Consider the following 22490-nt stretch of genomic DNA (forward strand, 5'->3'; position numbering starts at 1 on the left):
ACGCCCAAAAGGCTACTGTCTGCCGATATCGTCCGTCTTTTCGGCCGGCGCCTCCCCCTGCTCCAGGGCAGCCTCGTAGTTCAGCTCGATCATGACCCCGTTGGGGTCGTGGACGAAGATCTGCCAGAGATCGCCACCGGGCACCTGGCGGGCCTCGAACTTGATCTTCTTTGACGCCAGCCGCTGTTTCATACCGTCAAAGCCGCGACTGGCGAAGGCGACATGGTGGACAACGCCGGAATCCGGCTTTTGTGGCTCGTCGGTCGGGGAAATGTCGACGAGGTGAACCACCGGCCTGCCCTCGCTGTACATCCAGGCGCCCGGGAAGGCGAAGTTCGGCCGCGCGCCTTTTTCCAGGCCCAGCACGTCTTCATAGAAGCGGACGGTCTCGGCCAGATTCCGGGTCCGGATGTTGAAATGATCGAGGACGCCCACGCTCACGCCGCCCATGCTCTCGCTCCCTTGTTTTGAAGTCCTTGGGTCGCCACCCTAGCACGGTAGGCTGCCAAACGAAGCCGTTGCCCTCTGGCCTCAAGGGTTTATGGTGCGCCTCCGGTCCGCCCTCACCGCGGAACCCAGGCATCCCTCGCTTGGCAAGAACCGTAAACCCGAACTACGGACAAGGTACCACTATGGCTAAAGTCGCTTTCCTCGGTCTTGGCGTGATGGGCTTCCCCATGGCCGGACACCTCGTGAAAAAAGGGGGCCATGAGGTCACCGTCTACAACCGCACCGCGGCCAAGGCGAAGGAATGGGCGGACAAGTTCGGCGGCAAGACCGCGCCGACGCCGAAGGCCGCCGCCGAGGGGCAGGATTTCGTGATGTGCTGCGTCGGCAACGACAGCGATCTGCGCGCGGTCACGATCGGCCCCGACGGCGCCTTCGCCGGCATGAAGAAGGGTGCGACCTTCGTCGACCACACCACTGCCTCCGCCGAGGTCGCTCGTGAGCTCGACGCAGCCGCCGTCAAAGCCGGCTTCAAATTCGTCGACGCCCCCGTCTCCGGCGGCCAGGCCGGCGCCGAGAACGGCGTGCTGACGGTGATGTGCGGCGGCGCGCAGGACGCCTATTCCGGCGCCGAGCCGATCATCACGGGCGCCTATGCGCGGATGTGCAAGCTGCTCGGGCCCGCCGGAAGCGGCCAGCTGACCAAGATGGTCAACCAGATCTGCATCGCCGGTCTGGTGCAGGGCCTCTCCGAGGGCATCCATTTCGCCAAGAAGAGCGGCCTGGACGTCGCCGCAGTGATCGAGACCATCTCGAAAGGGGCCGCCCAGTCCTGGCAGATGGAGAACCGCTACAAGACGATGAACGAGGGCAAGTACGATTTCGGCTTCGCCGTCGAATGGATGCGCAAGGACCTCTCGATCGCCCTGGCCGAAGCCCGCCGCAACGGCGCCAATCTGCCGGCGACTGCGCTGGTCGATCAGTTCTATTCCGAGGTCGAGAAGATGGGCGGCAAGCGGTGGGATACGTCGAGCCTGCTCGCACGCCTGCAACGCTGACGCTCTGTTGCGACCTGGTTCGGAGAAGCCGGCTTCGAACTTCGCCGCGGCTTCGGCCGCGACGAACTTCCGTCAAGCGCGCCGACCGAAATCATAAACTTCCGGGGGGAAGCCTTGCCTAGCGTGATTGCCGCCATCCTTGTTGTTGCGCGCCTGCTTCCGGTCGCGCTCCTGATTCTGGTTGGATCTCCCGCGCAGGCGCTTGCCGCATCGCTCGATGGTGCCAGCATTGGCCCGCAATGGGCGCTTCCATTCGCGGGGATGCTGCTCTCGATCGCCATATTTCCGCTCGCAGCGCCTCACTTCTGGGAGCATCACCAAGGCAAGATTGCCGCGATGTGGGCCGCCCTGATCGCGCTGCCGCTTGCAATCTGGTACGGCCCGCTTCCAACCGTCCAAGCGCTCGTTCATACGGCGCTGCTCGAATACGTCCCGTTCATTCTGCTGCTCCTCGCTCTGTTTACCGTCGCCGGCGGAATCGTGGTGCGCGGCAATCTTCACGGCTCCCCCGTCCTGAATACGCTGCTGCTCGCTCTCGGCACTCTGATCGCGAGCGTCATCGGCACGACCGGCGCCTCAATGGTCATGATCCGACCGGTGATCCGCGCCAATGACGATCGGCGGCACAACGCGCACGTCGTGATCTTCTTCATCTTTCTGGTATCCAACATCGGCGGCTCGCTCACGCCGCTGGGAGATCCGCCGCTTTTTTTGGGTTTTCTGCGCGGCGTGGACTTCTTCTGGACGACGACTCACCTGTTCCCCCAGACCACGTTCGCAGCCTGGATTCTGCTCGCCCTGTTCTTTTGCATCGACACTTATTTCTATCGCAAGGAAGGCCGCGTCAAACCGGACCCAACTCCGGACAATCCCTTGCGGATCAGCGGCGGCCTCAACTTCGCTTTGATGGGAGTCATCGTCGCTGCGATCCTCTTGAGTGCCAAGCTGGACCTCGGCGGATTTGAAGTTCTCGGCACGCACCTCCAGCTGCAGAATGTCCTGCGCGATGCCGTGATGATCGGAGTCGTGTTCGCATCTCTCGCCGTCACCTCGAAGGAGGACCACGACGCGAACGGCTTCTCTTGGGGCCCCATGATCGAAGTGGCAAAGCTGTTTGCCGCGATCTTCATCACCATCATTCCCGTGCTCGCGATTCTCAACGCCGGCAAATCCGGCGCGTTTGCCCCCGTCGTAAACATGGTCACCAACGCCGACGGCACGCCGAACAATGCCGCATATTTCTGGTTGACCGGCCTGCTCTCATCCTTTCTCGACAATGCGCCGACCTATCTGGTCTTCTTTGAGCTCGCCGGAGGCGATGCCAAGCATCTGATGACGAACGGCGCCCTCACCCTTGCCGCGATTTCCGCAGGGGCGGTATTCATGGGCGCAAACTCCTACATCGGCAACGCGCCCAATTTCATGGTGTACGCAATTGCCCGAGCGGGTGGTGTCGCAATGCCCGGCTTCTTCGGATACATGGCCTGGACCTCCGTCCTGCTGCTGCCGGTCTTCGGGTTGGTCACGCTCGTTTTCTTCAGATGATCGAAGCGCGGGTTGATGAAGGCGGCCGCCCGGACTGCGTATGAATTAACGCTCGGTTAACGTAATTCTTTAGCTCCTTAAGTCAGCTCTTAAGGATTTCTTGCCAGAGATAGACAATGCAGAAAGCCCGCGTCCGGCGTGGGCAGGAATCCGTGTTGCTTGATGAGTAACCCCGCTGAAATGCCTGAGGTCGTGCAGCTTCCGGCCGAGCCGGTGAGCGCGCCATCGGCGAGCAGCCGAAGGGCTGCGGCGCAGCGGGTGCGCGAGGCGCGCGACAAGTTAACGTCGACCAGTGGAACCCGGCCGGCTTTCGACGCCGAGATGCTGCGGCAATACGCCCAGACCCGGCTGTCGGCCTCCTATGTCGTGATGCTCCTGGTGGTGGCGACCGGCGTGCTGTTCGGGCTATGGATGCAGCCGATCCCGGCCGCGGCCTGGACCGCCGGCATGCTCTGCATCCACAGCGCCATGATCCGCAGTTGCCGGCGCTTCCTGACCGAGCCCGCCTCTCCGGCCGCGACACGCGCATGGCGGACGCGCTTCGTCGTGCTCGACCTGCTCTATGGCCTGTGCTGGATGGCGATCCTGATCCATCCCGTGCTCGACATGGTCACGGAAACGCTGATGATGTTCTTGATGCTGCTGGTGATCGCAGTATCGAGCATGCTCGCGGCCAATCTGCCGATCGCAGCCCTTGCCGCCACGGCGCCGGTCGCGGTTGCGATGGCGCTGAGCTTCGTGACGACCGGATCGCTGGACAATTACATCCTGGCAGCGCTGTCGCTCGCCGCCGAAGGCTATTTCGTGCTTCTGGCGCACCGCCTGCACTCCTCCACCTTCGCCACGCTGGAAGCGCGAGCGGAAAAGGACGCGCTGATCGGCGAGCTGGAGCAGGCCAAGGCAATCTCGGACGAAGCGCGCCACCGCGCCGAAGCCGCCAACGTCGCCAAGTCGCGCTTCCTCGCGCAGATGAGCCACGAGCTGCGGACGCCGCTGAACGCCATCCTCGGCTTCTCAGAGGTGATGAAGAGCGAGATTTTCGGCGCGCATGCGGTACCGGTCTACAAGGAATATTCCGCCGACATTCATAATTCCGGCGTGCACCTGCTCAACCTCATAAACGAGATCCTCGATCTGTCGCGGATCGAAGCCGGCCGTTACGAGCTCAATGAGGAAGCGGTGTCCCTGGTCGGTATCGTCGCCGATTGCCATCATCTGATGAAGCTGCGTGCCTCGAGCCGCGGCATCACCATCCACGAAGTGTTCGAGCAGGCGATGCCGCGGCTCTGGGCCGACGAGCGCGCGATCCGCCAGGTCGTGCTCAACCTGCTTTCCAATTCGATCAAGTTCACCCCGCAGGGCGGCGAGATCTGGCTCAAGGCCGGCTGGACCGCCTCCGGCGGACAATATCTCTCAGTGAGGGATTCCGGCTCCGGCATACCCGAGGACGAGATCCCGGTCGTGCTCGCCTCGTTCGGCCAGGGCTCCAACTCGATCAAGTCGGCTGAACAGGGCGCCGGCCTCGGCCTGCCGATCGCCAAGAACCTGATTGACCTGCACGGCGGCACGTTCACGTTGAAATCGAAGCTGCGCATCGGCACCGAGGTGATCGTCACGTTCCCGCCGGAGCGCGTGATGAGCGCGCTTGCCCCACTCTCGGACGATTCTCCACCGCTCCAGCCGGAGAGCTCCGTCGTGCCGGACGAGAAACGCCGGCCGCGGCACAAGCCGATCATGAGTGCCGGCACAGGCTCTTAACGAGATGCTTGCAGACATGCCCGATCATCCCTCACTATGTCCGTATGAGCAAAGAAACGCCGTGCGTCGCCGTGTGCATGATCGATCCCAAGACCAAGCTGTGCTTCGGCTGCGGCCGCACCTTGCCGGAGATCGCACGCTGGCACGCCATGGAGAGCGCGGACCGGCGCGCGATCATGGCCCTGTTGCCGGAGCGCATGACGAAAGCCGGACTGGTGCCGATCGCTGGATCCCCAAAGCACGTCTGATCCGCCTGCGTGCCCTTGGAGGCGCGCGATGATCCGCTTCCTGCTCGTCCTGATCATGCTCGCCGGCACGGCAGGTGCCGTCGTCGCCTATGGCGATCCCGACCAGATCGCGCGCGCCAGCCACAAGGTCTCGCATATTTTTCGCGCACAAGCCGCCTCCCCGGCGCCGGCCGTGCAGATCCCGCGCGGCCAGGGCGGCGAATTCACGCTGCGCGCGAAGATCAACGGCGTCACTGCGCCGATGGTGATCGATACCGGCGCGACGTCGGTGGTACTGACCTGGGAAACCGCAAGGGCGATCGGGCTGCCGCTCGAGATGCTTGAATACGACGTCGATCTCGAGACCGCGGGCGGCCACACCAAGGCGGCGCGGCTCACGCTCGACCGTCTCGCCGTCGGCAAGCTGGTCGAGAAGTCGGTGCCGGCCCTTGTCGTGCAGCGCGGCCAGATGAAGACCAATCTGCTCGGCATGAGCTTCCTCGACCGGCTGGAAAGCTGGGGCGTGCGCGCCGACACGCTGATGCTGACAGGGTATCCGGAGCAGCAGCGCAGTCCCCGCCGCGCGCGTACGGCGGTCGACTAAAGCGCGATGCGATCAGGATGAATCGTCATCGCGCTTTAGGTAGTTGTTTGAACATGATCTTTTCGGAATACCGCTGCGCACTTTTCCGGATCATGCTCCCGCTCATTTAGGCCGCCTCAGCCGGCGCGCGGGCCCCGACACACGTGATCGCCTCGCGTAGCACGTCGAGACCGGCGCCGGGCTTCACACCCTGCTCGGCCAGATGCCGGCGGAACGCACGCGCGCCGGGCACAGCATGAAATGCGCCGACGAAATGCCGCGTGATCGCGTGCAGCCGCGTGCCGTGCGCGAGCTGCTCTTCGATGTAGGGCATCATCGCCTCGAGCGCGTCCTGCATGGTGGCGTGCGGCGCCGGCCCGCCGAAGATTTCGTGGTCGACCGCGAGCAGCCGCCACGGCTCCTGATAGGCGGCGCGGCCGAGCATCACGCCGTCGACATGGGCAAGATGCGCCTTTGCCTCGTCGATGCTCCGAACGCCGCCATTGATGATGACGGGCACATCGGGCATCGCGCGCTTCAGCCGGTAGACGCGATCATAGTGGAGCGGCGGGATATCGCGGTTCTCCTTCGGCGACAGGCCGTTGAGCCAGGCCTTGCGGGCGTGCACGATCAACGCATCGCAGCCTGCGGCGACCACCGCACGCGCGAGCGCATCGAGCGCGACCTCCGGATCCTGATCATCGATGCCGATGCGGCACTTCACCGTGACGGGAACGGCGACCACGCGCTTCATCGCGTCGACGCACCTCGCCACCAGCTCCGGCTCGGCCATTAGACAGGCGCCGAAACGGCCATCCTTCACACGATCGGACGGGCAGCCGACATTGAGATTGATCTCGTCATAACCAAAGTCCTCGCCGATCCGTGCCGCCGCCGCGAGTTCGCGCGGATCCGATCCGCCGAGCTGAAGCGCCACGGGGTGCTCGACCGCGTCGAACCCAAGCAGCCGCACCCGGTCGCCATGAATGATCGCGCCGGTCGTTAGCATCTCGGTATAGAGCAATCCCCACCGCGTCAGGTGACGGTGGAACACCCGGCAATGCCGGTCGGTCCAATCCATCATGGGGGCCACGGAAAAGCGATGAGACAACATATGGATCATATAGACTTTCGAGGCCCCGACGGGAATAGCGGATTTCATGACTGAGCCGGGCCCGACGGCACGCTCTGCGAGCCAATCGGCGCGGGGAAGGCCGGCGCCAGACCAGACGGCAGGCGGTTCGCGGCAGCACGGCGCGGCGCCGCGCTCGAACGCGAAACGTCGAGCGCGACTAGTCCGCTGCCAGCGAGTAGCGCGCGAAGTGCATGCTCACGTGGCCCGCCGGAAGATTTGCCTTGATCTCCCGGTGCACATGTCGTGGACACGCTGCGGCGCTACACCAAGCTCAAGCAGCAGCTCGCGCGCGAGCACTCGGGCGAGCTCGCTGGCTTCGACAGGGAGCGCCGGTCCAATGCTCAAGCTCGTGAGACAGCGTCTGAAAACAATCGACCTGCTTTGTGCCCACGCATGTACCGCCTTAGCCACCAGCTGCCCGCGTGAAACGCGAGGGCGACGCCGATAAGGGGAGAGAACGAACGTTTCCTTTCCGAACGGAAGAACGTCGGAACGCAAAGCGGCAGATGACGCTATCGAGACTCTCATTCACGTCGCGCATGCGGTGTCCGTGAGAGGCCATCCAGTTCTCGATGCGACGCACGCCTGAACGTCCCAAGCCCGGCTGCGCCAGGAGCTCGGTCTTGGTGTGAAGCGACGCAATCTCGAGGAGGTAGTGCATGCGCGTCACGGGCTCTTTGCCAACCAACGCTGCAAGCGGACTGTGAACCAGAATGCCTGCAATTCGCTCAGGGAGAAGGCTTTGCCCCTGCTTGGGAACGAGAGCTTTCCTCACGGTCAATTCCAGCTAACTTTCAGACGTTCCAAGATCGTTCTAAGAACTCCTCTAGCAAAGCCAATCGGCGTTGTCTCACACATACACGCTGCGGTTGATCTCGATTAGACAGGTTCTAGATTGGGAACCCCAAAGCGACAGCGGAACACGCCTGCAGGGTGACCGCGAGAACGCCAGCTATTGTGTAATGAGAACGGGACGATTCGTGCTGCGCTTCGATCTCCATCCGCGCAAGGCTTTTGGAGCTGCGATCTCTCCCGGATCGTGTTCTAGGCAATGAGTTCCCGGCGCGAGATTGTCGCGAGCAGAGACTCCGCAATCTCCTGCGACCGCATGGCAATCACCGAAAGCAGCGTGTCGCTCAGGCCGTGGGAGGATTCCGAATAGCCCTGGAGGTGGATCTGCGGCCGGAACGCCGGATTGGTCACGAGCCGGTAGTTGCGATCCAGCGCCGCATCGCGAATGTAGCGGCGGATCGGTTCGAGAAACCCGTGCGGCGTATCCCTGTCGTATCCCGTCGCCAGAACGACCACGTCATAGGTCGAACGACGGTTTTCGCCGCGAAACTTGTCGATCACGCCGATCTCGATGCCGTCCGGTCCCGTATCCACATTGGTAATCTCGCTGCGGGGACGCAACACGACCCTTGCGTCGCCGCCGACGCGCTGCTGGTAGAGCAGCCGATACAGCTGGTCCAGCAGGTCGGAATCGACGACCGCATAGTTGGTGTTCCGGAAGTTGCGGACGATCGCATCCCGCCGGTCGGCAGGCTGCGCGTAGACGAAGTCCGTATAGTCGGGGTTGAAGATCTCGTTGACGAAGGGACTGCTGTCGGACGGCTTGAGAGCATGGCCGCGGAAGATCAGATCGATATGCGCTTCGGGACATCGGCCCTGAAGATCAACCGTTACCTCGGTCGCGCTCTGTCCGCCACCGACGACGGCCACGCGCACGGTCCGACCGCGCGGGACAACGCGCTCGATCAGGTCGAGATAGCGGCTGGAATGCAGCAGCCTGCGATCGTCGGCAGCCTTGGCAAACACCTGCGGAACATAGGGCTGGCCTCCCACCGCGACCACGAGATTTCGCGCCAGCCGCACAGTCTCCCCGCCGGCGAGCGAGCGCGAATGCACCCGCAACGACGTCACCGTCTGCCCGGCCGTCACCGGCTCGACGGCGACGATGGTCTCGCCGTAAGCGGCCTGCGACTTGAAATGGCTCGCCACCCACTGCAGGTAATCGTTGAACTCGACCCTGCTCGGATAGAACGTCCGGCAGTTGATGAAATCCAGCAGGCGGCCGCGCTTATGCAGGTAGTTCACGAAGGTGAAGGAACTGGTCGGATCGCGCAAGGAGACCAGATCTTTGAGAAACGATATCTGCATGTCGCTGCCCGGAAGCAGCATGCCGCCATGCCAGGTGAAGTGCGGCTGCTTCTCCACGAACAGCGGCGTGCATTTCAGCCGTGATCGCTTCGCGCATTCGTCCAATGCGATGGCGAGTGCGAGGTTGGAAGGCCCGAATCCGACGCCAACGACATCGTGCTCGATCGCAAGTTGATGGGACATGAATCCGCGCTCCGCTTGCGCTTTAAGACGAGACCGTTGGGCCGGCGGCTGCCGGAAGCCAAAGCCGATCGCCGAAGAAGCGTTCGCGCAACAGCATGACCAGGGTCGCGCGCTTATGGGGAAAGTCGAAATTCTTGATCTTCGCGAACCCCGAGCGATCGAGATTGCGAAGCTGCTGCGTATGCGCCGCGGCCGGCTCCCCGACGATCCGCTGCGTACGGCAATCGTCGAGGAACATGTAGTGCATCAGTGACGGCAGCCACGCGCTGATGTAACGACCGCCGCGAAAAGCGTTCTCCCCTACGACCACGTGCCATCCCCGGTCGTAGTCGTCGGCATCATAGAACGGCGCGATGCGATTTTCCTTGGCCCAATAGAGCTCGAAATAGCCGAACGGCTGCTCGCCGAAGCAGCCGATCAACGGCAGCATATGGGGATCGGCCAGGATGCCGGCCAGATATCGCCGATGCTTGTCGAGATCGCCAGCCTCGTTCCAGAATGCATCGACGCGAGGGTCGTTCATCCAGCGGTGCAACAAATCGAGATCATTCTCGAGATCGGCCACACGAAACGAGATGACCTCCGACAGCCAGGGAATGAAACGGCCGTACACCTTTCCCGTCGGCTTTGCGGCGCGGCGCGGATGGCGCTTGCCGTCCGTCATGACGTGGAGTTGCGGCAATGGCGGTCGCCCGGGGTTGACCAGCCAGTTGTCCCGCCGCTGCATGACCAGTTCGGGCAGCAGCACCAGTCGCCCCTCGGACATGATGGCAAGACCACTCTCGGTCAGCTCTCGTGCAAGCGGCGCTCTTCCAGCGAAGTCCAGAACGAGCCGATCGGCGCCAGGTCGCCAGGCAAACAGCGCCTCGGCGGACGCCGACACCGCCCGTGCCGCAACCTCGCGGTCGTCCGAGGCATTCAGGATCTCGATGTGATCGACGCGCTCGCGCAGACGCAGTTCCAACGCGGTCACATCGGCGGCCACGACGCGAAGGCGATCGCCCTCCTGGAAAACGGTCTGGCCAGAATATGGGCCGACCGGGAACGCACGAGGTCCGGTCCCGGAATCCGAAGCCTTGTTCATCCGGCCCTCGCATTTCAATCATCGCTGATGCGTGGTGTAGATCACTCGCCTACAGGCTGACAACAAATGCGCGCACACGCAGATTAGATTCTCTACAAACCTGACGGCCTGTCGCAGAACGGGATCGCATGCTGTTGTTGCATGTGACAAAGAGCACTCGCTCCGTCACAATAGCTCTAAAGCGGCGCGTCAATTGGAACCGCGGAAACGCCTGCGACGTTATCTGCTTTCGTCTCGCTTCCGACGATCTTGCCGTCGCGCAGCCGCACTAGATGATCCGCAATCCCGAAATAGCGATCATCGTGTGAAATCACGATGATGGTCTTTCCGAGACGCTTCAGATCGGGCAGCAGCTCCGTATAGAAGATGTGCCGGAACGCCGGATCCTGATCTGCGGCCCATTCGTCGAACACGAGCACGGGTCTTTCCTCGAGCCATGCATTCATCAGCGCCAATCGCTTGCGCTGTCCGGTCGACAGGTCCGTCGTCGTGAACACGCCGTTCTCGATCGAGACCTTGTGCGCGACCTCCAGCCGCTGGAGATAGCGTTCCGCGACATCAGGAACCACGCCCTCTCCACGAATGAGATCCTCAAACAGATAATAGTCGGAGAAGATGGTCGTGAAGAGCTGGCGGTAATCGTCGCGTGTCTCCGTCAGGACCGGCGAACCGTCCCGCAGCACGGCGCCGCCATGCGGAGCATAAAGGCCTAGCAACAACTTGATCAGGGTCGTCTTTCCGCTGCCGTTCTGCCCCACGATGAAGACGATGTCGCCTTGCCGAACGAGCAGATCAACCGGCCCGAGAACAAAGGGATCGCTGCCCGGCACGGCGCGAAAGGCATAGGTGACGCCGCGAAGCTCGATGGATTCGATGGCGGACTTGCCGGGTGCAGCGGGAGCACTGGCCAGCAGATCGTGCTCGGGGGTCGAGAACTGCTCCGAGAGCCCCGCAATGCGGCGCATCGCGACCTGGGCGCGGCCGAGCGCCGGCAGGATGCCGATGACCTGGTCGATGGGCCCGCGCATAAAGAGCAGCACCAGCACGAAGCCGCTGGACACCGCAGCGGGACTGTCGGGCCACAGGAACGGTCGCAAGGTCAGCGCCACGCCGATCACGACAAAGAACAGCATCGTCCCGAACGCCCGCGCCGTCACGAACAGATTGATCGACCTGATCTGCACCGAGCTAATCCGGTCGACGGTCTGCTGGAGCTGCTCGACATAGACGCGCCGACGGCGCACGCGATTAAGGCGCAGCTCCTTGGCACCTTCGGCGATCGCACGATACTGCTTGTGCAGCTGATCTTCGGCCTCTCGCGCGGTGCTGAAGCCGCGAACGCCGCGCGTCCTCGCATATCCATGCGCCAGCGATCCCAGCACGATGACTGCTCCCGTGATCAGGAAAAGCTGCCAAGACAGCACCGCCAGGTAAACCATGCAGCCGAGCGCGATCACGAGCGACACGAAAAAGGACGAAAAGAAGAACGCGAAATCGCTGATCGTGTCGACGTCCTGCGTGAGAACCGGGATCAGGCGATGAGTCCGGTAGATTTCGAGCTGATCGATGGGCGCAGCCAGAATTTTGGCGGCGAGCGACTTGCGAAGCTCGGCGATGATCCGCTGTCCGACATAATTGGCGCTGATGTCGGCGCCGATGGAACCGACCAGGATCAGAAGGCACAGGCCAGCGAAGGCGAAAAACAGCGTTACCACGTCGGCCTGCGTGGCATAAAGCCCGTGATTCACGACCGCGAGCAATGCCGCGACGGAGGCACCGCCGACCACTCCCAGAACGCTGCCGCCGAGCACGAGTGGCCAATAAGGCCGCAGGAGCTGCAGGATCTGCGTCGTCAGGCCGCTTCGTGAGTTCATGATGAGAGCCGCGCTGAAGGAGACCTGAAGCGAACCTATATGGCCGGACAAGTCGTGCCGAAGTGATGCGAATACATGATGGCGGCCCCGCAACTCCAGCGCTTATTTTCGCTGCTCTTTCGATGGATTCTAATTTGGGATCGGCAATGCCTTTAATATGATGCGGGTAGTATCGCTTTTGCATCGCAGCCGGCGAGCGAGCAGGATTTATGATCCAGAGCCGTGCCAGGCCGCGACATCCGGACATCGAAGTGCTTGCAGGCTGGCATCGGACAGGGCCGGTGGAGAATGAGTTTGGACTTGCTGATCTCCGAAACCCGCATCGCGCTTCCCGACGCCGCCGGCCTCGCCGCGCGGATGATCGATCATCTGGCCGAGCATGACATCGCCTTCGAGGACCGGGACGGTCTCATGGTGGCGAAACTGCCGTTCGGCACCAGTTCCCTCGCCGTCGAGGCCGAAGCGCTCAAGATCCGCGTCGAGGCCAACGACAAGGGCAATCTGGAAATGCTGCGCTCGGTCGTCGCCTCGCATGTGATCGAGTTCGCGGGCGACATTGCTCCGACCATCATTTGGTCCGGTCACGAATCCAGCGGCGGCACGCTGGCCAATTTCCGTGAAGTGCGGCTGAAGTCCGCGATCACCCTGACGCCGCACATGCGGCGGCTGACCTTCACGGGCGACGATATCGCCCGTTTCGTGAATGACGACGACCTGCACGTGCGGCTGTACTTCCCGCCGGAGGGCCTCGCCAAGCCCGAATGGCCGTGGCCCGCGCCCGACGGACGTATCCTGTGGCCGGAGCCCGACCGCAGGCCCGTCACCCGCTATTACACGATCCGCCGCATCGACTTGCAGAGCCGCGAGATCGACATCGACTTCGTAGTCCATGATCATGCCGGGCCGGGCTCGGCGTTCGCCGTGAACGCGACGGCCGGCGCCATCTGCGGCATGGCCGGCCCGCTCGGCCGGGGCATTTGTCCGGCGCGCTGGATGCTGCTGGCGGGCGACGAAACCGCCCTGCCCGCCATCGCGCGAATCTTGGAGACGCTGCCGGCGACGGCGACGGGTGAGGCCTTTATCGAGGTCGCGGATCGGCGCGAGGAAGTTCCGCTGGTCGCCCCGGCCGGGGTAGCGATCCGCTGGTTGCATCGCGAGGGCCGCCCGGCCGGGACGACGCAGCTCCTGGTCGACGCCGTCAAGGCGGTGCGATGGCCGGACCATCAGGACGTCTTCGCCTGGGTCGCGTGTGAGGCGCAGGCGTTGAAGGCCCTGCGCAACCATCTGCGCGATGAGCGAAAGCTTTCCCGCGACCAACTGCTGGCCGTCGCCTATTGGAGCCTGCGCCAACCATGACGATCCAACATGCGCAGACGAGCGAACGGACGCTCGCCTCGCCGACCGACGTCACGCAGGCCTCGCTGGAAGCGCCTGCGCCCTTGTTCCAGCTCGACCAGGTCGGCTTCGCAGTGGCCGGGCGCGCGCTGCTCGAACCGCTGACGCTATCCCTTCCCGCACGCAGCGTCGTCGGGCTGATCGGCCATAATGGCTCCGGCAAGTCGACCCTGCTGAAATTGTTGGCGCGCCAGCAGCCGAGCTCGTCAGGAACGATTCGTTTCGAAGGCCGCGCACTGCGCGCCTGGAGCGATCGGGACTATGCCCGCAAGGTCGCCTACCTGCCGCAGCAGACGCCGCCCGCCGCCGGCATGCTGGTCAAAGAGCTGGTCGCACTCGGCCGCTATCCCTGGCACGGCGCGCTCGGACGGTTCGGTGACATCGACCGCGAGAAGGTCGCAAACGCCATGGCGTTAACCCATATCGAACCCTTTGCGGATCGCCTGCTCGATACGTTGTCCGGCGGCGAGCGCCAGCGGGTGTGGATCGCCATGCTGGTTGCGCAGGACGCCGAGTGCCTGCTGCTCGACGAGCCGACCTCGGCGCTCGACATCGCTCATCAGATCGAAGTGCTGTCGCTGGTCAGGCAGCTCGCCCGCGAGCGCAATCTCGGCGTGGTCGTGGTGCTCCACGACGTCAACATGGCCGCCCGGTTCTGCGACGAGATCATCGCGCTGCATTCCGGGAAGCTGATCGCGCGCGGCACGCCGGACAAGATCATGACGCCGGCCGAGCTCGAAACCATCTACGGCATCCCCATGGGCGTGATGCCGTCGCCGGACCATGGCCATCTCATCAGCTTCGCGCGGTGAGCGCAGTCAACCTCGCTGCGGCCGCAGCAGCCAGATGAGATAAGGTCCGGCAAGCATCATGGCGAAGATGCCGGCGGGCATCTGGAACGGAAAGATCACCATGCGTCCGGCCCAATCCGCCGTGACCATCAGGATCGCCCCGATCAACGCGGCCAGCGCCGCCTGATGCAGCGCACGCTGCGCCCCCATCATCCGCGCCATATGCGGTGCGATGAAGCCGACCAGGCTCAGAAGACCAACCATCAGCGTGGCCGTTGCCGTCAGCAACGCCGTCAGCAGCATGATGATGACACGGCTCCGCGTCAGCGAGATGCCGATCGAACGCGAGGTCGCAGGTCCGAGCGGCAGGATATCGAGCCAACGGGACAGCATTGGCACCATGATCAGCAGAACAAGCGCCGCGGCGGCAAGGATTGCGGCCTCGGCCGGGCCGATCTGGTAGAGCGAGCCTGTCAGCAGCGACAGCAGCGTGCCAATGCGGGGATCACCCGTCGCCAGTGCCATGGCAATGATCGCGCCGAATGCCGCGCTCATGGCGACGCCTGCCAGCAGCACGCGCTCCGGACTGAACTCGGACCGCCGGCTGAACAGCAGCACCAGCGCCAGCACGATGAAGGCGCCGATCCCGGCCGCCGCAATCTGCTCCAGCCGGGTGTGGGCGGGAAAGAGATAGAGCAGAACGATTACGCCCATCGCGGCGCCATAGCTGATGCCCATGACCTCCGGCGCGGCCATTGGGTTTCCGGTCATCCGCTGCAGCAGCGTACCGGCGACCGCCAGCGTCGCGCCTGCTGCCAGCGCCGACACCACGCGCGGCCAGCGCCACGGCCAGAACTCCTGCAAGCCCGACAGGCCGCTCCAGCGCCAGCCGTCGGAGCCGATCCCGAGGGCGAGTGCGATCCAGACGGCAAGCAGCAGCACGACTAAGGCCGAAAGGATCACGCGCCAGGGATGATCGAGCCGCGCCGGAGCGGATGGCGTGAGGTTTCCCATCGGCATGGCGGCCCGCAGCCGCGGCAGCAGCACGAGCAGCATTGGCGCGCCGATCAGGGCAGTCACTGCACCGGCCGGCATTTCGCGATAGCCGGGCGGGATCAGAAGCACGAGTTGATCCGTCAGCCACAGCAGCAGGGCGCCGCAAAGTGGCGCCCAGATCAGCCGGTCGCGAAAGCGGCGCGCGCCCGACAGCATGACGATTGCCGGCGCGGACAAACCGACAAATCCCATGACGCCGACCACGCTGACGACTGACGCACTGAGCGCGATCGCGATGACGAGCGCGAAGACCCGGGCCCTCGTCAATCCGAGGCCCAGATTGCGCGCGGTCTCGTCGTCGAAGCCGAGCAGGGTCAGCGGACGAACCATCGCCGCGATCAGCACGATCGAAATCAGCAGCCGCGGCGCCAGGAACGTGACGTTGCTCCAATCCTGCTGATTGAGGAAGCCGACGCCCCAGATGACCAGACCGATCAGATATTCGTGGTTGAGCAGCACCAGCGCCTGGGTGGTCACCGCGCAGTAATAGCTGACGATCAATCCGGCGAGCACCAGGACGACGGGCGACAGCGCACGCTTCCAGGTCAGCCCGAACACGCACAGGAACGCAGCGAACCCGCCGCACAGCGCAATCCACTCCCGGCCGAAGGCCAGCAGCGACGGCGCCCACAGCGTCGTCACGGCCAGCGCAAGATAGGCGCCGTTCAGGACGCCGATGGTGCTCGGCTCTGCAAGCGGATTGCGCAACACCTGCTGAGAGACCGTGCCGGCAAGACCGAGGGCTGCGCCGGCCAGCAGCGCCACTGCGATGCGCGGAAAAACGGTGTAGTGCACGAGCATCTGCTGGGGATCGGTGACCTCCGGCCGCCACAACACCGGCAGCCAGGCGCCGGCGGGCAGATATCCGGACAGGTTGCGCCAGGTCAGCGCGGCCGCGGCTGCCAGCAGCAAGCCGATCAGCACCGCCGGATGCATCTCCAAGCCGGACCGGGCCGGCAGTGCCTCAGCCTTGCTCATGGCTTTCCCGCGGCAGACGTTCGGCGAGAAGGCGGGCGAAACGTTCGGCCGCCGGCACGCCCCCATAGAAAAACTGATTACCCAGGACCGTCAGCCGATGCGACCGAAGAGACGGCAGGGTTTGAAGCACAGGGCTTGCCTTCAGTAGCGCTTCGACATCGGCGACCCGCGAGGTCATCAACACCAGCCGCGCGTCCGGAACCGCGGCGAGCACTTCGAGCCCAACACTGGTATGGCCCCATGGGCCGCTCTGTCCGGTCCAGGCATTCCTCAATCCGCACTGATCGAGCACCTCCTGATAGAGGCTGTTCGGACCGAACACGAGCGCGCGGTTGCGCGCGATCTCGCTGACGAGATAGAGCGGCTTGCCGCCGCGACTCTGGAGCCGCTCACGATAGCCGGCCATGGCGACGTCGAAACGGGCGAAATAGGCTTCGCACGCGGACTGCACCCCGAGGCGCTTGGCAAGCTCCAGCGTCGAACGGCGCGCCGTGTCGAGGGGATGCCCGCCGGGTCTGAAGATCGTGAACGTTTCGACCGGTGCGATCAGCTTGAGCCGCGGTATGGCGGCCGCAATGCTGGGATCGATAACGATGATGTCGGGGGCGAAACTCTGCAGCAGTTCGAGGTTTGGCTCCGAACGCAGACCGACCTCCTGAACGCTGGGCGGAGCAGGCGGCTCGACGACGAGCCGGCCATAGCGCTCGATCTCCGGAATCACAAGCGGCACGACGCCGAGCGCCAGGATCGTCTGGGCACAGGCCCAGCCGAGCGCAGCGACCCGGAGCCCGGATTGCGATCCAGCAGTTTGGGCAAACGCCATGGGCCATGTACCCGCAAGGGCCGTGCCTCCGATCGCTGCGCCCGCGCCGAGGAGCGCACGGCGGGACAGCCTATGGTCTGGAATAGACGTGCTCATGGGATCCGTTCAGGCGCCTCTCGCACAGAAGCGCGAGAGATGATGATCATGACATACTCTCGTTCACACTGCATTGCCATATCAGGCCGCCTTTTCGCCAGCGGCGAGAAAGGCCTTGGCCAGCGCCCGCCCGATCGTCGCCCTCGCCCGCAAGGCATCGGCAACGACATTCCCCATGCGCAGGAATTCATGGATCATGCCGGGATAAACGTGCAGATCGACGGGAACGCCGGCCGCCGCCAAGCGTGCTGCATAATCGCGCCCCTCGTCCACCAGGGGATCGAACTCGGCGAGGACGATGAACGCAGGAGCGAGGCCCGACAGATCATCCGCTGCGAGCGGTGCGAAACGCCAATCGTCGCGATCCGACTCGTCGCGGAGATATAGCCGGAAGAACCAATCGACAGTGCTGCGCTCCAGGAGATGGCCGGTACCGTAGTGCTCGTAGGATGCGGAGGTTTGTCGGGAGCTGAGGCCGGGATAAGCGAGAATCTGAAGCACCGGCTGCGGAAGGTCCGTGTTTGTCCTCGCTTCGATCGCGAGCGCGGCGGCAAGCGTTCCGCCGGCGCTGTCGCCGCCGACGGCGACCCGGCGCGGATCGAGCCCGATCGCGCGGCCCTCGAGGCCGATCCAGGCTAGCGCATCGACGGCATCCTCAAAGGCGGTCGGAAACTTGTGCTCCGGTGCGAGCCTGTAGCCGACCGAGAGCACGGCCGCACCGCTGTCCTTGGCGAGGCCGCGGCACAATGGCTGATGCGAATCGAGGCTGCCGACGACGAAGCCGCCGCCATGCATGTAGAGAAGGACCGGAATGGGAGTGCGTTCGCTCGGCTGCGCGCTCGCATAGAGCCGCGCCTCGATCGTCGCGCCATCCCGCACCGGCAGCGACAAACGCCGCTCGTAGGCAAGCGCCGGCGGATCGACATCGAGCAGCGGCGAGGACGCATCGAAATCGGCCCGCGCCTGCGCAGCAGTCAATTGCGGAAACGGAACGCGCGCGCCGCTTTCGGTGCCGGCCTGCACCATCTCGAGCAATGCCGCGATATCTGGATCAAGACTCAAAGGCTTACTCCGCCGGCTCCGGGACCGTATCCTGCGCGATCGTCGACGCCGCCGCCGGCACGAGCAGACCGCAGATCTCATCGAGCAGGCCGGCATCCCTCAGGATCGTGAAATGGTTGTCGCCGACGAAGCCGCGATCGACCGCCTTCGGCAACTGCAATTCCAGCCGATCACGCTGCGCCAGACGGGTCGAGGTCCACCAGCAGAGCGGCGTGGCTTCGAGGCCCCGCGGCAGCGCGGCGTTCTGCGCCAGCCTGTTGAGGTGCCGTCCGACTGCGAATGCAGCGGACAAATCATCCGCGCCGAGCGATGCATCGTCCGCTCTCACGCTCCTGCCCTGCTCCACAACAGAAGCAACGAGGTCGCGAATGTGCCCCGGCGTCTCCGGCAGATCAGCACGTTTCCATGCCTCGACCTGCGCCTTGATGCGAGAGGCCGCAGCGTTCGGGAGGACCGCCGAGAGCAATCCGGCGAGATCGTCGGCCCAGTGGGCAATCGCCTCCTGCGGGCTCGGTCCGTCCGGCCGCCGCGGCACGAAGCTGTCGACCAGCGCGAGACGATCGACGCGCTCACCGCCGCGTTCGAGTTCGGCCGCGACGAGACCGACCAGCAGTCCTCCCAAGGACCAGCCGACCAGGCTGTAGGGACCGCGCGGCTGCATCCGCCGGATCTCGGCCGCGTAGTCCACGGCCATGGCTTCGAGGGAGGCGTCGGTCCACGAGGAATCGACCAGCATTCTCGATTGCAGCCCGATCACCTGCCGGTGCCCTTCGAGGCGGCGTGCCAGCGGCCCATAGTCGAAGACGGTGCCAAAGCCGCCATGCACGGCGAATACCGGGTTCACGCCGCGAACCGCGGCATTCAGCGGCAGCAGCGCCGATGGGGCGGGTGCGACGGCGGACGCCGCGGTCGCGCTGCCGGCGAGCAAGGCGCGGATCGTGGGCTTCTGGAGCAGATCGCGCAGCTTGATCTCGATCCCATACGTCTTGTCCTGACGAACCCGCGCCACGACCTTGAGACACAGGATCGAATTACCGCCGAGCTCGAAGAAATTGTCGGTGACCCCGACCTGCGGCACGTCCAGGATCTCGGACCACAGGCGCGCCATCGCGGTCTCCGCCAGGCCTTGCGGAGGGACGAAGCTCCGCATCGACGCATCGGGAGCCGGCAATGCACGCCGGTCGATCTTGCCGCTCGACAAAGTCGGCAACCGCTCCAGCACCATGATCCGCGCCGGCACCATATAGGCCGGCAGGATCAGCTTCAGGAAACCGGTCAAGCGCTCGACCAGCCTCTCGGCCGCCTCGGGCGCGGCGTCATCTGCCGCCTTCGGTGCGACATAGGCAATGAGCTGATTTCCGGCTGCGCTCGGCACTGCCACCACCGCCGCCTGCGCAATCGCCTCATGACGGAGCAGCGAGGTCTGGATCTCCCCGAGCTCGATCCGGAAGCCGTTGACCTTGACCTGGTCATCGCTGCGGCCGAGATATTCGACGGTGCCATCCTCGCGCCACCGCGCCAGATCGCCGGTGCGGTACAGCCGCGCTCCCGGGGTCGACGAGAATGGGTCAGGGACGAAGCGCTCTGCGGTCATGCCGGCCTTGCCGTGATAGCAGCGCGCCAGGCCGAAGCCGCCGAGATAAAGCTCGCCGGCGACCCCGGCGGGAATGATGTCGAGTGCGGCATCCAGAATGTAGGCGCGGCGGTCTCCGACCGGCAGGCCGATCGGCGCGTAGGGCGTGTCGCACTCGGACGCGCCATCGACTTTCCAGACCAGCGGCGTGACGACGGTTTCCGTCGGGCCATAACCGTTGATCAGAATGCGTGGCTTGAGAACGCGCCTGACCTTGTCGAAGCCCGCCTTCGGCATCGCCTCGCCGCCGAACGAGTAGAGCTTGACCGGCGGTGGATTGCCGCTCTGCTCGACGCAATCGGCGACCTGCTGGAGGTAGGCCGGCGGCAATCCGATATGGCTGACGCGATGGGCGTGCAGGTTCTCGACTGTCTGTTCCGGCGTCCACAATTCGGCGTCACGCATCAACAGCCGTGCGCCATGCGACAGAACCGTGAGCCAGCGCTCATGGGCGCCGTCGAAGGCCAGCGATAGGAAATGCAGCTCGCAGGAGCTTTCGTCGATCTCGTAGAGGCTGCCCGTGACGCGACAGTGCATCGCCAGCGGACCGTGGGCGACGGCCACGCCCTTTGGCGTCCCCGTCGAGCCCGAGGTGTAGATCAAATAGGCTAGGTTTTCCGGATGCAGTTCGGGCTGCGGCGGATGGTCCGGTCCCGCGTCGAACTCAAACGAAGACAAGGAAATTCGCTCCATGCCGTCCGGGCTGCCCTCGATTTCGAGCGGACCCGTTAACAGGAACGCGATTGCGGCATCGCGCATGACGAACGCGCGCCGCTCCGAGGGTAGCTCGGGATCGAGTGGAACGTAGGCCCCACCCGCCTTGAGCACGGCCAGCAGCGCAATCATCGTGGCAGCAGTTCGCTCCACCACAACGCCCACGCGCTGCTCGGGCTTAAGCCCCCGGGCGATCAGGTGATGAGCCAGGCGGTTGGCCCTGCGCTCGAGGTCTCCGAACGAGAGCACCGAGCCGCCAATGGTCAGCGCCGTCCGCTCCGGATAACGCCGCGCATGGCTGCTGATCGCCTCATGCACCAGCGCCAGGGGAGCGCTTGACGTCGCGTGCCGATTGCAACGATCTGCAAGAGCGGCATCGAGCTCCGTGACGGGATCGATGCTACCAAGCAAGGCCGCGGCATCCCGCGTCAGCTCCGCCAGCAAGTGCTCGAACTGCACCTTGATCTGGGTCGCCTGCACCGCGGTGAAATGGCTCGGCATATAGGTGTATTCGACCTGGAGCGTGTCTTCGACCAGCACCGACAGGTCCATTGGATAGTTCGTCACGTCGACATTCTTCAGGCCGCTGAACTGCAACGCGCCTGCGCCGCGGTGCATGCTGCGTTCGATCGGATAGTTTTCGAACACGATAATGCTGTCGAACATGGTCTGACCGGCACGGCCGGCCCAGCCCTGGACGTCATAGAGCGGCGTGTGCTCGTAGTCCCGGATCGCCGAATTGCGGTCCTGCAGCGCGCGAAGCCATTCTCCGATCGGGCTTTCGGGCGGAAGCGTTTCGATCACGGGCAGCGTGTTGATGAAGAGGCCAAGCATCTGCTGCGATCCGTCGAGACCGGCCGGACGACCGGCCACGGTTACGCCGAACGTCACTGTGTTCTGGCCCGTATAGCGTTGCAGCAGCAGCGCCCACACGCCTTGGACGATCGTGTTCAGCGTGATCCGTTCGCGCCGCGCGAACGCCTTCAGCTCGGCAGTCGCGGCCTCTCCGAGACGCGTGTAACAGCGCTCGTGACCGGATGCCTGATGGCGGCGCGCGCCGAAGGCATCGGAGAGCTGCGTCGGTTGATCGAAGCTCCTGAGCTGTTCCCGCCAGAAAGCTTCGGCAGCCTTGGCGTCCTGCGCCTGCAGCCAGGCGATATAGTCGCGGTAGCGCGTGGCGTTCGCGGCAGCAGCGCCGCCGTAATAGCACTCCAGGACTTCTCCGACGAACCTTGCCGAGCTCCAGCCGTCCATCAGGATGTGATGATAGGTCCAGATCAGCCGATACAGGTCGTCCTGGAGCCGCAACAACCGCACCCGCTGGAGCGGTGGCCTCTGGAGGTCGAATTCGGCGGCGCGCTCATGGGCAAGGGCCGCCGCAATTCTTTCATCCCTGATCGCCTGCCCGCGCCAGTCCTCCTGTGCGAACGGCACGATGGCGTCGCGATAGACGGCTTGCAGCGGAGAGCCGGAGAGCTCACGCCAGAGGAAACCGGTCCGCAGTATCTGATGACGCGCGCTCACCTCGCGCCACGCTGTGCCGAGCCGTTCCGGGTCGAGGCCTCGGATCTCGACACTGACCTGATTGACATAAACGCCGCTGCCGACATCGCGCAGGCTGTGAAACAGCATGCCCTGCTGCATCGGCGACAGCGGATAGACGTCCTCGACGCGGCTCCAGTCCAGATCGAGCCGTTGGAGCTGCTCCCTGGAGAGTCCCGCCAGCGAGCCACCCTCCGATGCGGGGTCTTCCTTATCTGGCTCGACATCTCGGGACGCCGCAATCAGCGCCTCGATGGTTTGATACCGGAACACATCGCGCGGCTCGATGAGCACGCCTTCGCGCCGCGCGCGGCTCACCATCTGCAGAGAGATGATGGAATCACCG

Annotated in this window: 16 protein-coding genes; 7 read left to right on the forward strand and 9 right to left on the reverse strand. The window is 64.3% G+C overall.

Annotated features, from left to right (window positions below; translation table 11 throughout):
* Nucleotides 1–12: 12 nt before the first annotated feature.
* Entirely contained in the window at nucleotides 13–450 is a 438-nt protein-coding gene (locus ACM43_RS38460) for a VOC family protein (RefSeq protein ID WP_271547248.1), read from the reverse strand.
* Nucleotides 451–632: 182 nt separating this feature from the next.
* On the opposite strand from ACM43_RS38460, the gene ACM43_RS38465 reads away from it, so the two are divergent.
* The 5 genes from ACM43_RS38465 to ACM43_RS38485 all read left to right on the forward strand — a co-directional run bounded on the left by ACM43_RS38465 (nucleotide 633) and on the right by ACM43_RS38485 (nucleotide 5639).
* Nucleotides 633–1505 carry an NAD(P)-dependent oxidoreductase gene (locus ACM43_RS38465; RefSeq protein ID WP_271547249.1) on the forward strand — a complete coding sequence of 291 codons (873 nt, stop codon included), beginning with the start codon at nucleotides 633–635 and terminating at the stop codon, nucleotides 1503–1505.
* 153 nt (nucleotides 1506–1658) lie between these two features.
* The gene (locus ACM43_RS38470) at nucleotides 1659–3050 is read left to right on the forward strand and encodes a sodium:proton antiporter (RefSeq protein ID WP_271547283.1); all 1392 of its coding nucleotides are present in this window, start codon (nucleotides 1659–1661) and stop codon (nucleotides 3048–3050) included.
* Nucleotides 3051–3212: 162 nt separating this feature from the next.
* Nucleotides 3213–4808 carry a sensor histidine kinase gene (locus tag ACM43_RS38475; RefSeq protein WP_271547250.1) on the forward strand — a complete coding sequence of 532 codons (1596 nt, stop codon included), beginning with the start codon at nucleotides 3213–3215 and terminating at the stop codon, nucleotides 4806–4808.
* Nucleotides 4809–4852: 44 nt separating this feature from the next.
* Nucleotides 4853–5056 carry a DUF1289 domain-containing protein gene (locus ACM43_RS38480; RefSeq protein ID WP_271547251.1) on the forward strand — a complete coding sequence of 68 codons (204 nt, stop codon included), beginning with the start codon at nucleotides 4853–4855 and terminating at the stop codon, nucleotides 5054–5056.
* Between the two features lie 28 nt (nucleotides 5057–5084).
* Complete coding sequence (locus tag ACM43_RS38485) at nucleotides 5085–5639, forward strand: TIGR02281 family clan AA aspartic protease (protein WP_036001607.1); 555 nt, start codon at nucleotides 5085–5087, stop codon at nucleotides 5637–5639.
* Nucleotides 5640–5745: 106 nt separating this feature from the next.
* On the opposite strand, the gene dusA is transcribed toward ACM43_RS38485, so the two are convergent.
* From dusA to ACM43_RS38505, 4 genes are all read right to left on the reverse strand, one after another.
* Nucleotides 5746–6732 carry a tRNA dihydrouridine(20/20a) synthase DusA gene (dusA, locus tag ACM43_RS38490; RefSeq protein ID WP_271547284.1) on the reverse strand — a complete coding sequence of 329 codons (987 nt, stop codon included), beginning with the start codon at nucleotides 6730–6732 and terminating at the stop codon, nucleotides 5746–5748.
* A 1065-nt stretch (nucleotides 6733–7797) separates the two neighbouring features.
* Entirely contained in the window at nucleotides 7798–9096 is a 1299-nt protein-coding gene (locus ACM43_RS38495) for a lysine N(6)-hydroxylase/L-ornithine N(5)-oxygenase family protein (protein WP_271547252.1), read from the reverse strand.
* Between the two features lie 22 nt (nucleotides 9097–9118).
* Nucleotides 9119–10180: a GNAT family N-acetyltransferase gene (locus ACM43_RS38500; RefSeq protein WP_271547253.1), complete on the reverse strand. Its 1062-nt coding sequence runs from the start codon at nucleotides 10178–10180 to the stop codon at nucleotides 9119–9121.
* Nucleotides 10181–10356: 176 nt separating this feature from the next.
* Entirely contained in the window at nucleotides 10357–12054 is a 1698-nt protein-coding gene (locus tag ACM43_RS38505) for a cyclic peptide export ABC transporter (RefSeq protein ID WP_271547254.1), read from the reverse strand.
* 294 nt (nucleotides 12055–12348) lie between these two features.
* On the opposite strand from ACM43_RS38505, the gene ACM43_RS38510 reads away from it, so the two are divergent.
* A complete protein-coding gene (locus tag ACM43_RS38510) occupies nucleotides 12349–13410 on the forward strand; it encodes a siderophore-interacting protein (RefSeq protein WP_271547255.1) in 1062 nt (353 codons plus the stop codon).
* Entirely contained in the window at nucleotides 13407–14261 is an 855-nt protein-coding gene (locus tag ACM43_RS38515; protein WP_271547256.1) for an ATP-binding cassette domain-containing protein, read from the forward strand. Before ACM43_RS38510 ends, ACM43_RS38515 begins: the two co-directional genes overlap by 4 nt.
* A gap of 6 nt (nucleotides 14262–14267) precedes the next feature.
* Here the strand turns inward: ACM43_RS38515 and fhuB are convergent, their stop codons facing one another.
* From fhuB to ACM43_RS38535, 4 genes are all read right to left on the reverse strand, one after another.
* Entirely contained in the window at nucleotides 14268–16274 is a 2007-nt protein-coding gene (gene fhuB, locus ACM43_RS38520; protein WP_271547257.1) for a Fe(3+)-hydroxamate ABC transporter permease FhuB, read from the reverse strand.
* Nucleotides 16261–17193 carry an ABC transporter substrate-binding protein gene (locus ACM43_RS38525; RefSeq protein ID WP_333920062.1) on the reverse strand — a complete coding sequence of 311 codons (933 nt, stop codon included), beginning with the start codon at nucleotides 17191–17193 and terminating at the stop codon, nucleotides 16261–16263. The genes fhuB and ACM43_RS38525 overlap by 14 nt, the downstream gene beginning before the upstream one ends.
* Nucleotides 17194–17274: 81 nt before the next feature.
* Nucleotides 17275–18255: an alpha/beta hydrolase gene (locus tag ACM43_RS38530; protein WP_271547259.1), complete on the reverse strand. Its 981-nt coding sequence runs from the start codon at nucleotides 18253–18255 to the stop codon at nucleotides 17275–17277.
* Nucleotides 18256–18259: 4 nt separating this feature from the next.
* A partial coding sequence (locus ACM43_RS38535; RefSeq protein ID WP_271547260.1) for an amino acid adenylation domain-containing protein occupies nucleotides 18260–22490 on the reverse strand: 4231 nt, incomplete at its 5' end.

The organism is Bradyrhizobium sp. CCBAU 45321, from assembly GCF_028128975.1.
In the GTDB taxonomy this organism is placed as follows: domain Bacteria; phylum Pseudomonadota; class Alphaproteobacteria; order Rhizobiales; family Xanthobacteraceae; genus Bradyrhizobium; species Bradyrhizobium yuanmingense.

Coding starts and splice junctions, on each gene's coding strand:
- ACM43_RS38465 (WP_271547249.1), top strand. CDS start 633: ATGGCTAAAGTCGCTTTCCTCGGTCTTGGCGTGATGGGCTTCCCCATG.
- ACM43_RS38480 (WP_271547251.1), top strand. CDS start 4,853: ATGAGCAAAGAAACGCCGTGCGTCGCCGTGTGCATGATCGATCCCAAG.
- ACM43_RS38505 (WP_271547254.1), bottom strand. CDS start 12,054: ATGAACTCACGAAGCGGCCTGACGACGCAGATCCTGCAGCTCCTGCGG.
- dusA (WP_271547284.1), bottom strand. CDS start 6,732: ATGTTGTCTCATCGCTTTTCCGTGGCCCCCATGATGGATTGGACCGAC.
- ACM43_RS38460 (WP_271547248.1), bottom strand. CDS start 450: ATGGGCGGCGTGAGCGTGGGCGTCCTCGATCATTTCAACATCCGGACC.
- ACM43_RS38525 (WP_333920062.1), bottom strand. CDS start 17,193: ATGAGCACGTCTATTCCAGACCATAGGCTGTCCCGCCGTGCGCTCCTC.
- fhuB (WP_271547257.1), bottom strand. CDS start 16,274: ATGAGCAAGGCTGAGGCACTGCCGGCCCGGTCCGGCTTGGAGATGCAT.
- ACM43_RS38515 (WP_271547256.1), top strand. CDS start 13,407: ATGACGATCCAACATGCGCAGACGAGCGAACGGACGCTCGCCTCGCCG.
- ACM43_RS38485 (WP_036001607.1), top strand. CDS start 5,085: ATGATCCGCTTCCTGCTCGTCCTGATCATGCTCGCCGGCACGGCAGGT.
- ACM43_RS38475 (WP_271547250.1), top strand. CDS start 3,213: ATGAGTAACCCCGCTGAAATGCCTGAGGTCGTGCAGCTTCCGGCCGAG.
- ACM43_RS38500 (WP_271547253.1), bottom strand. CDS start 10,180: ATGAACAAGGCTTCGGATTCCGGGACCGGACCTCGTGCGTTCCCGGTC.
- ACM43_RS38495 (WP_271547252.1), bottom strand. CDS start 9,096: ATGTCCCATCAACTTGCGATCGAGCACGATGTCGTTGGCGTCGGATTC.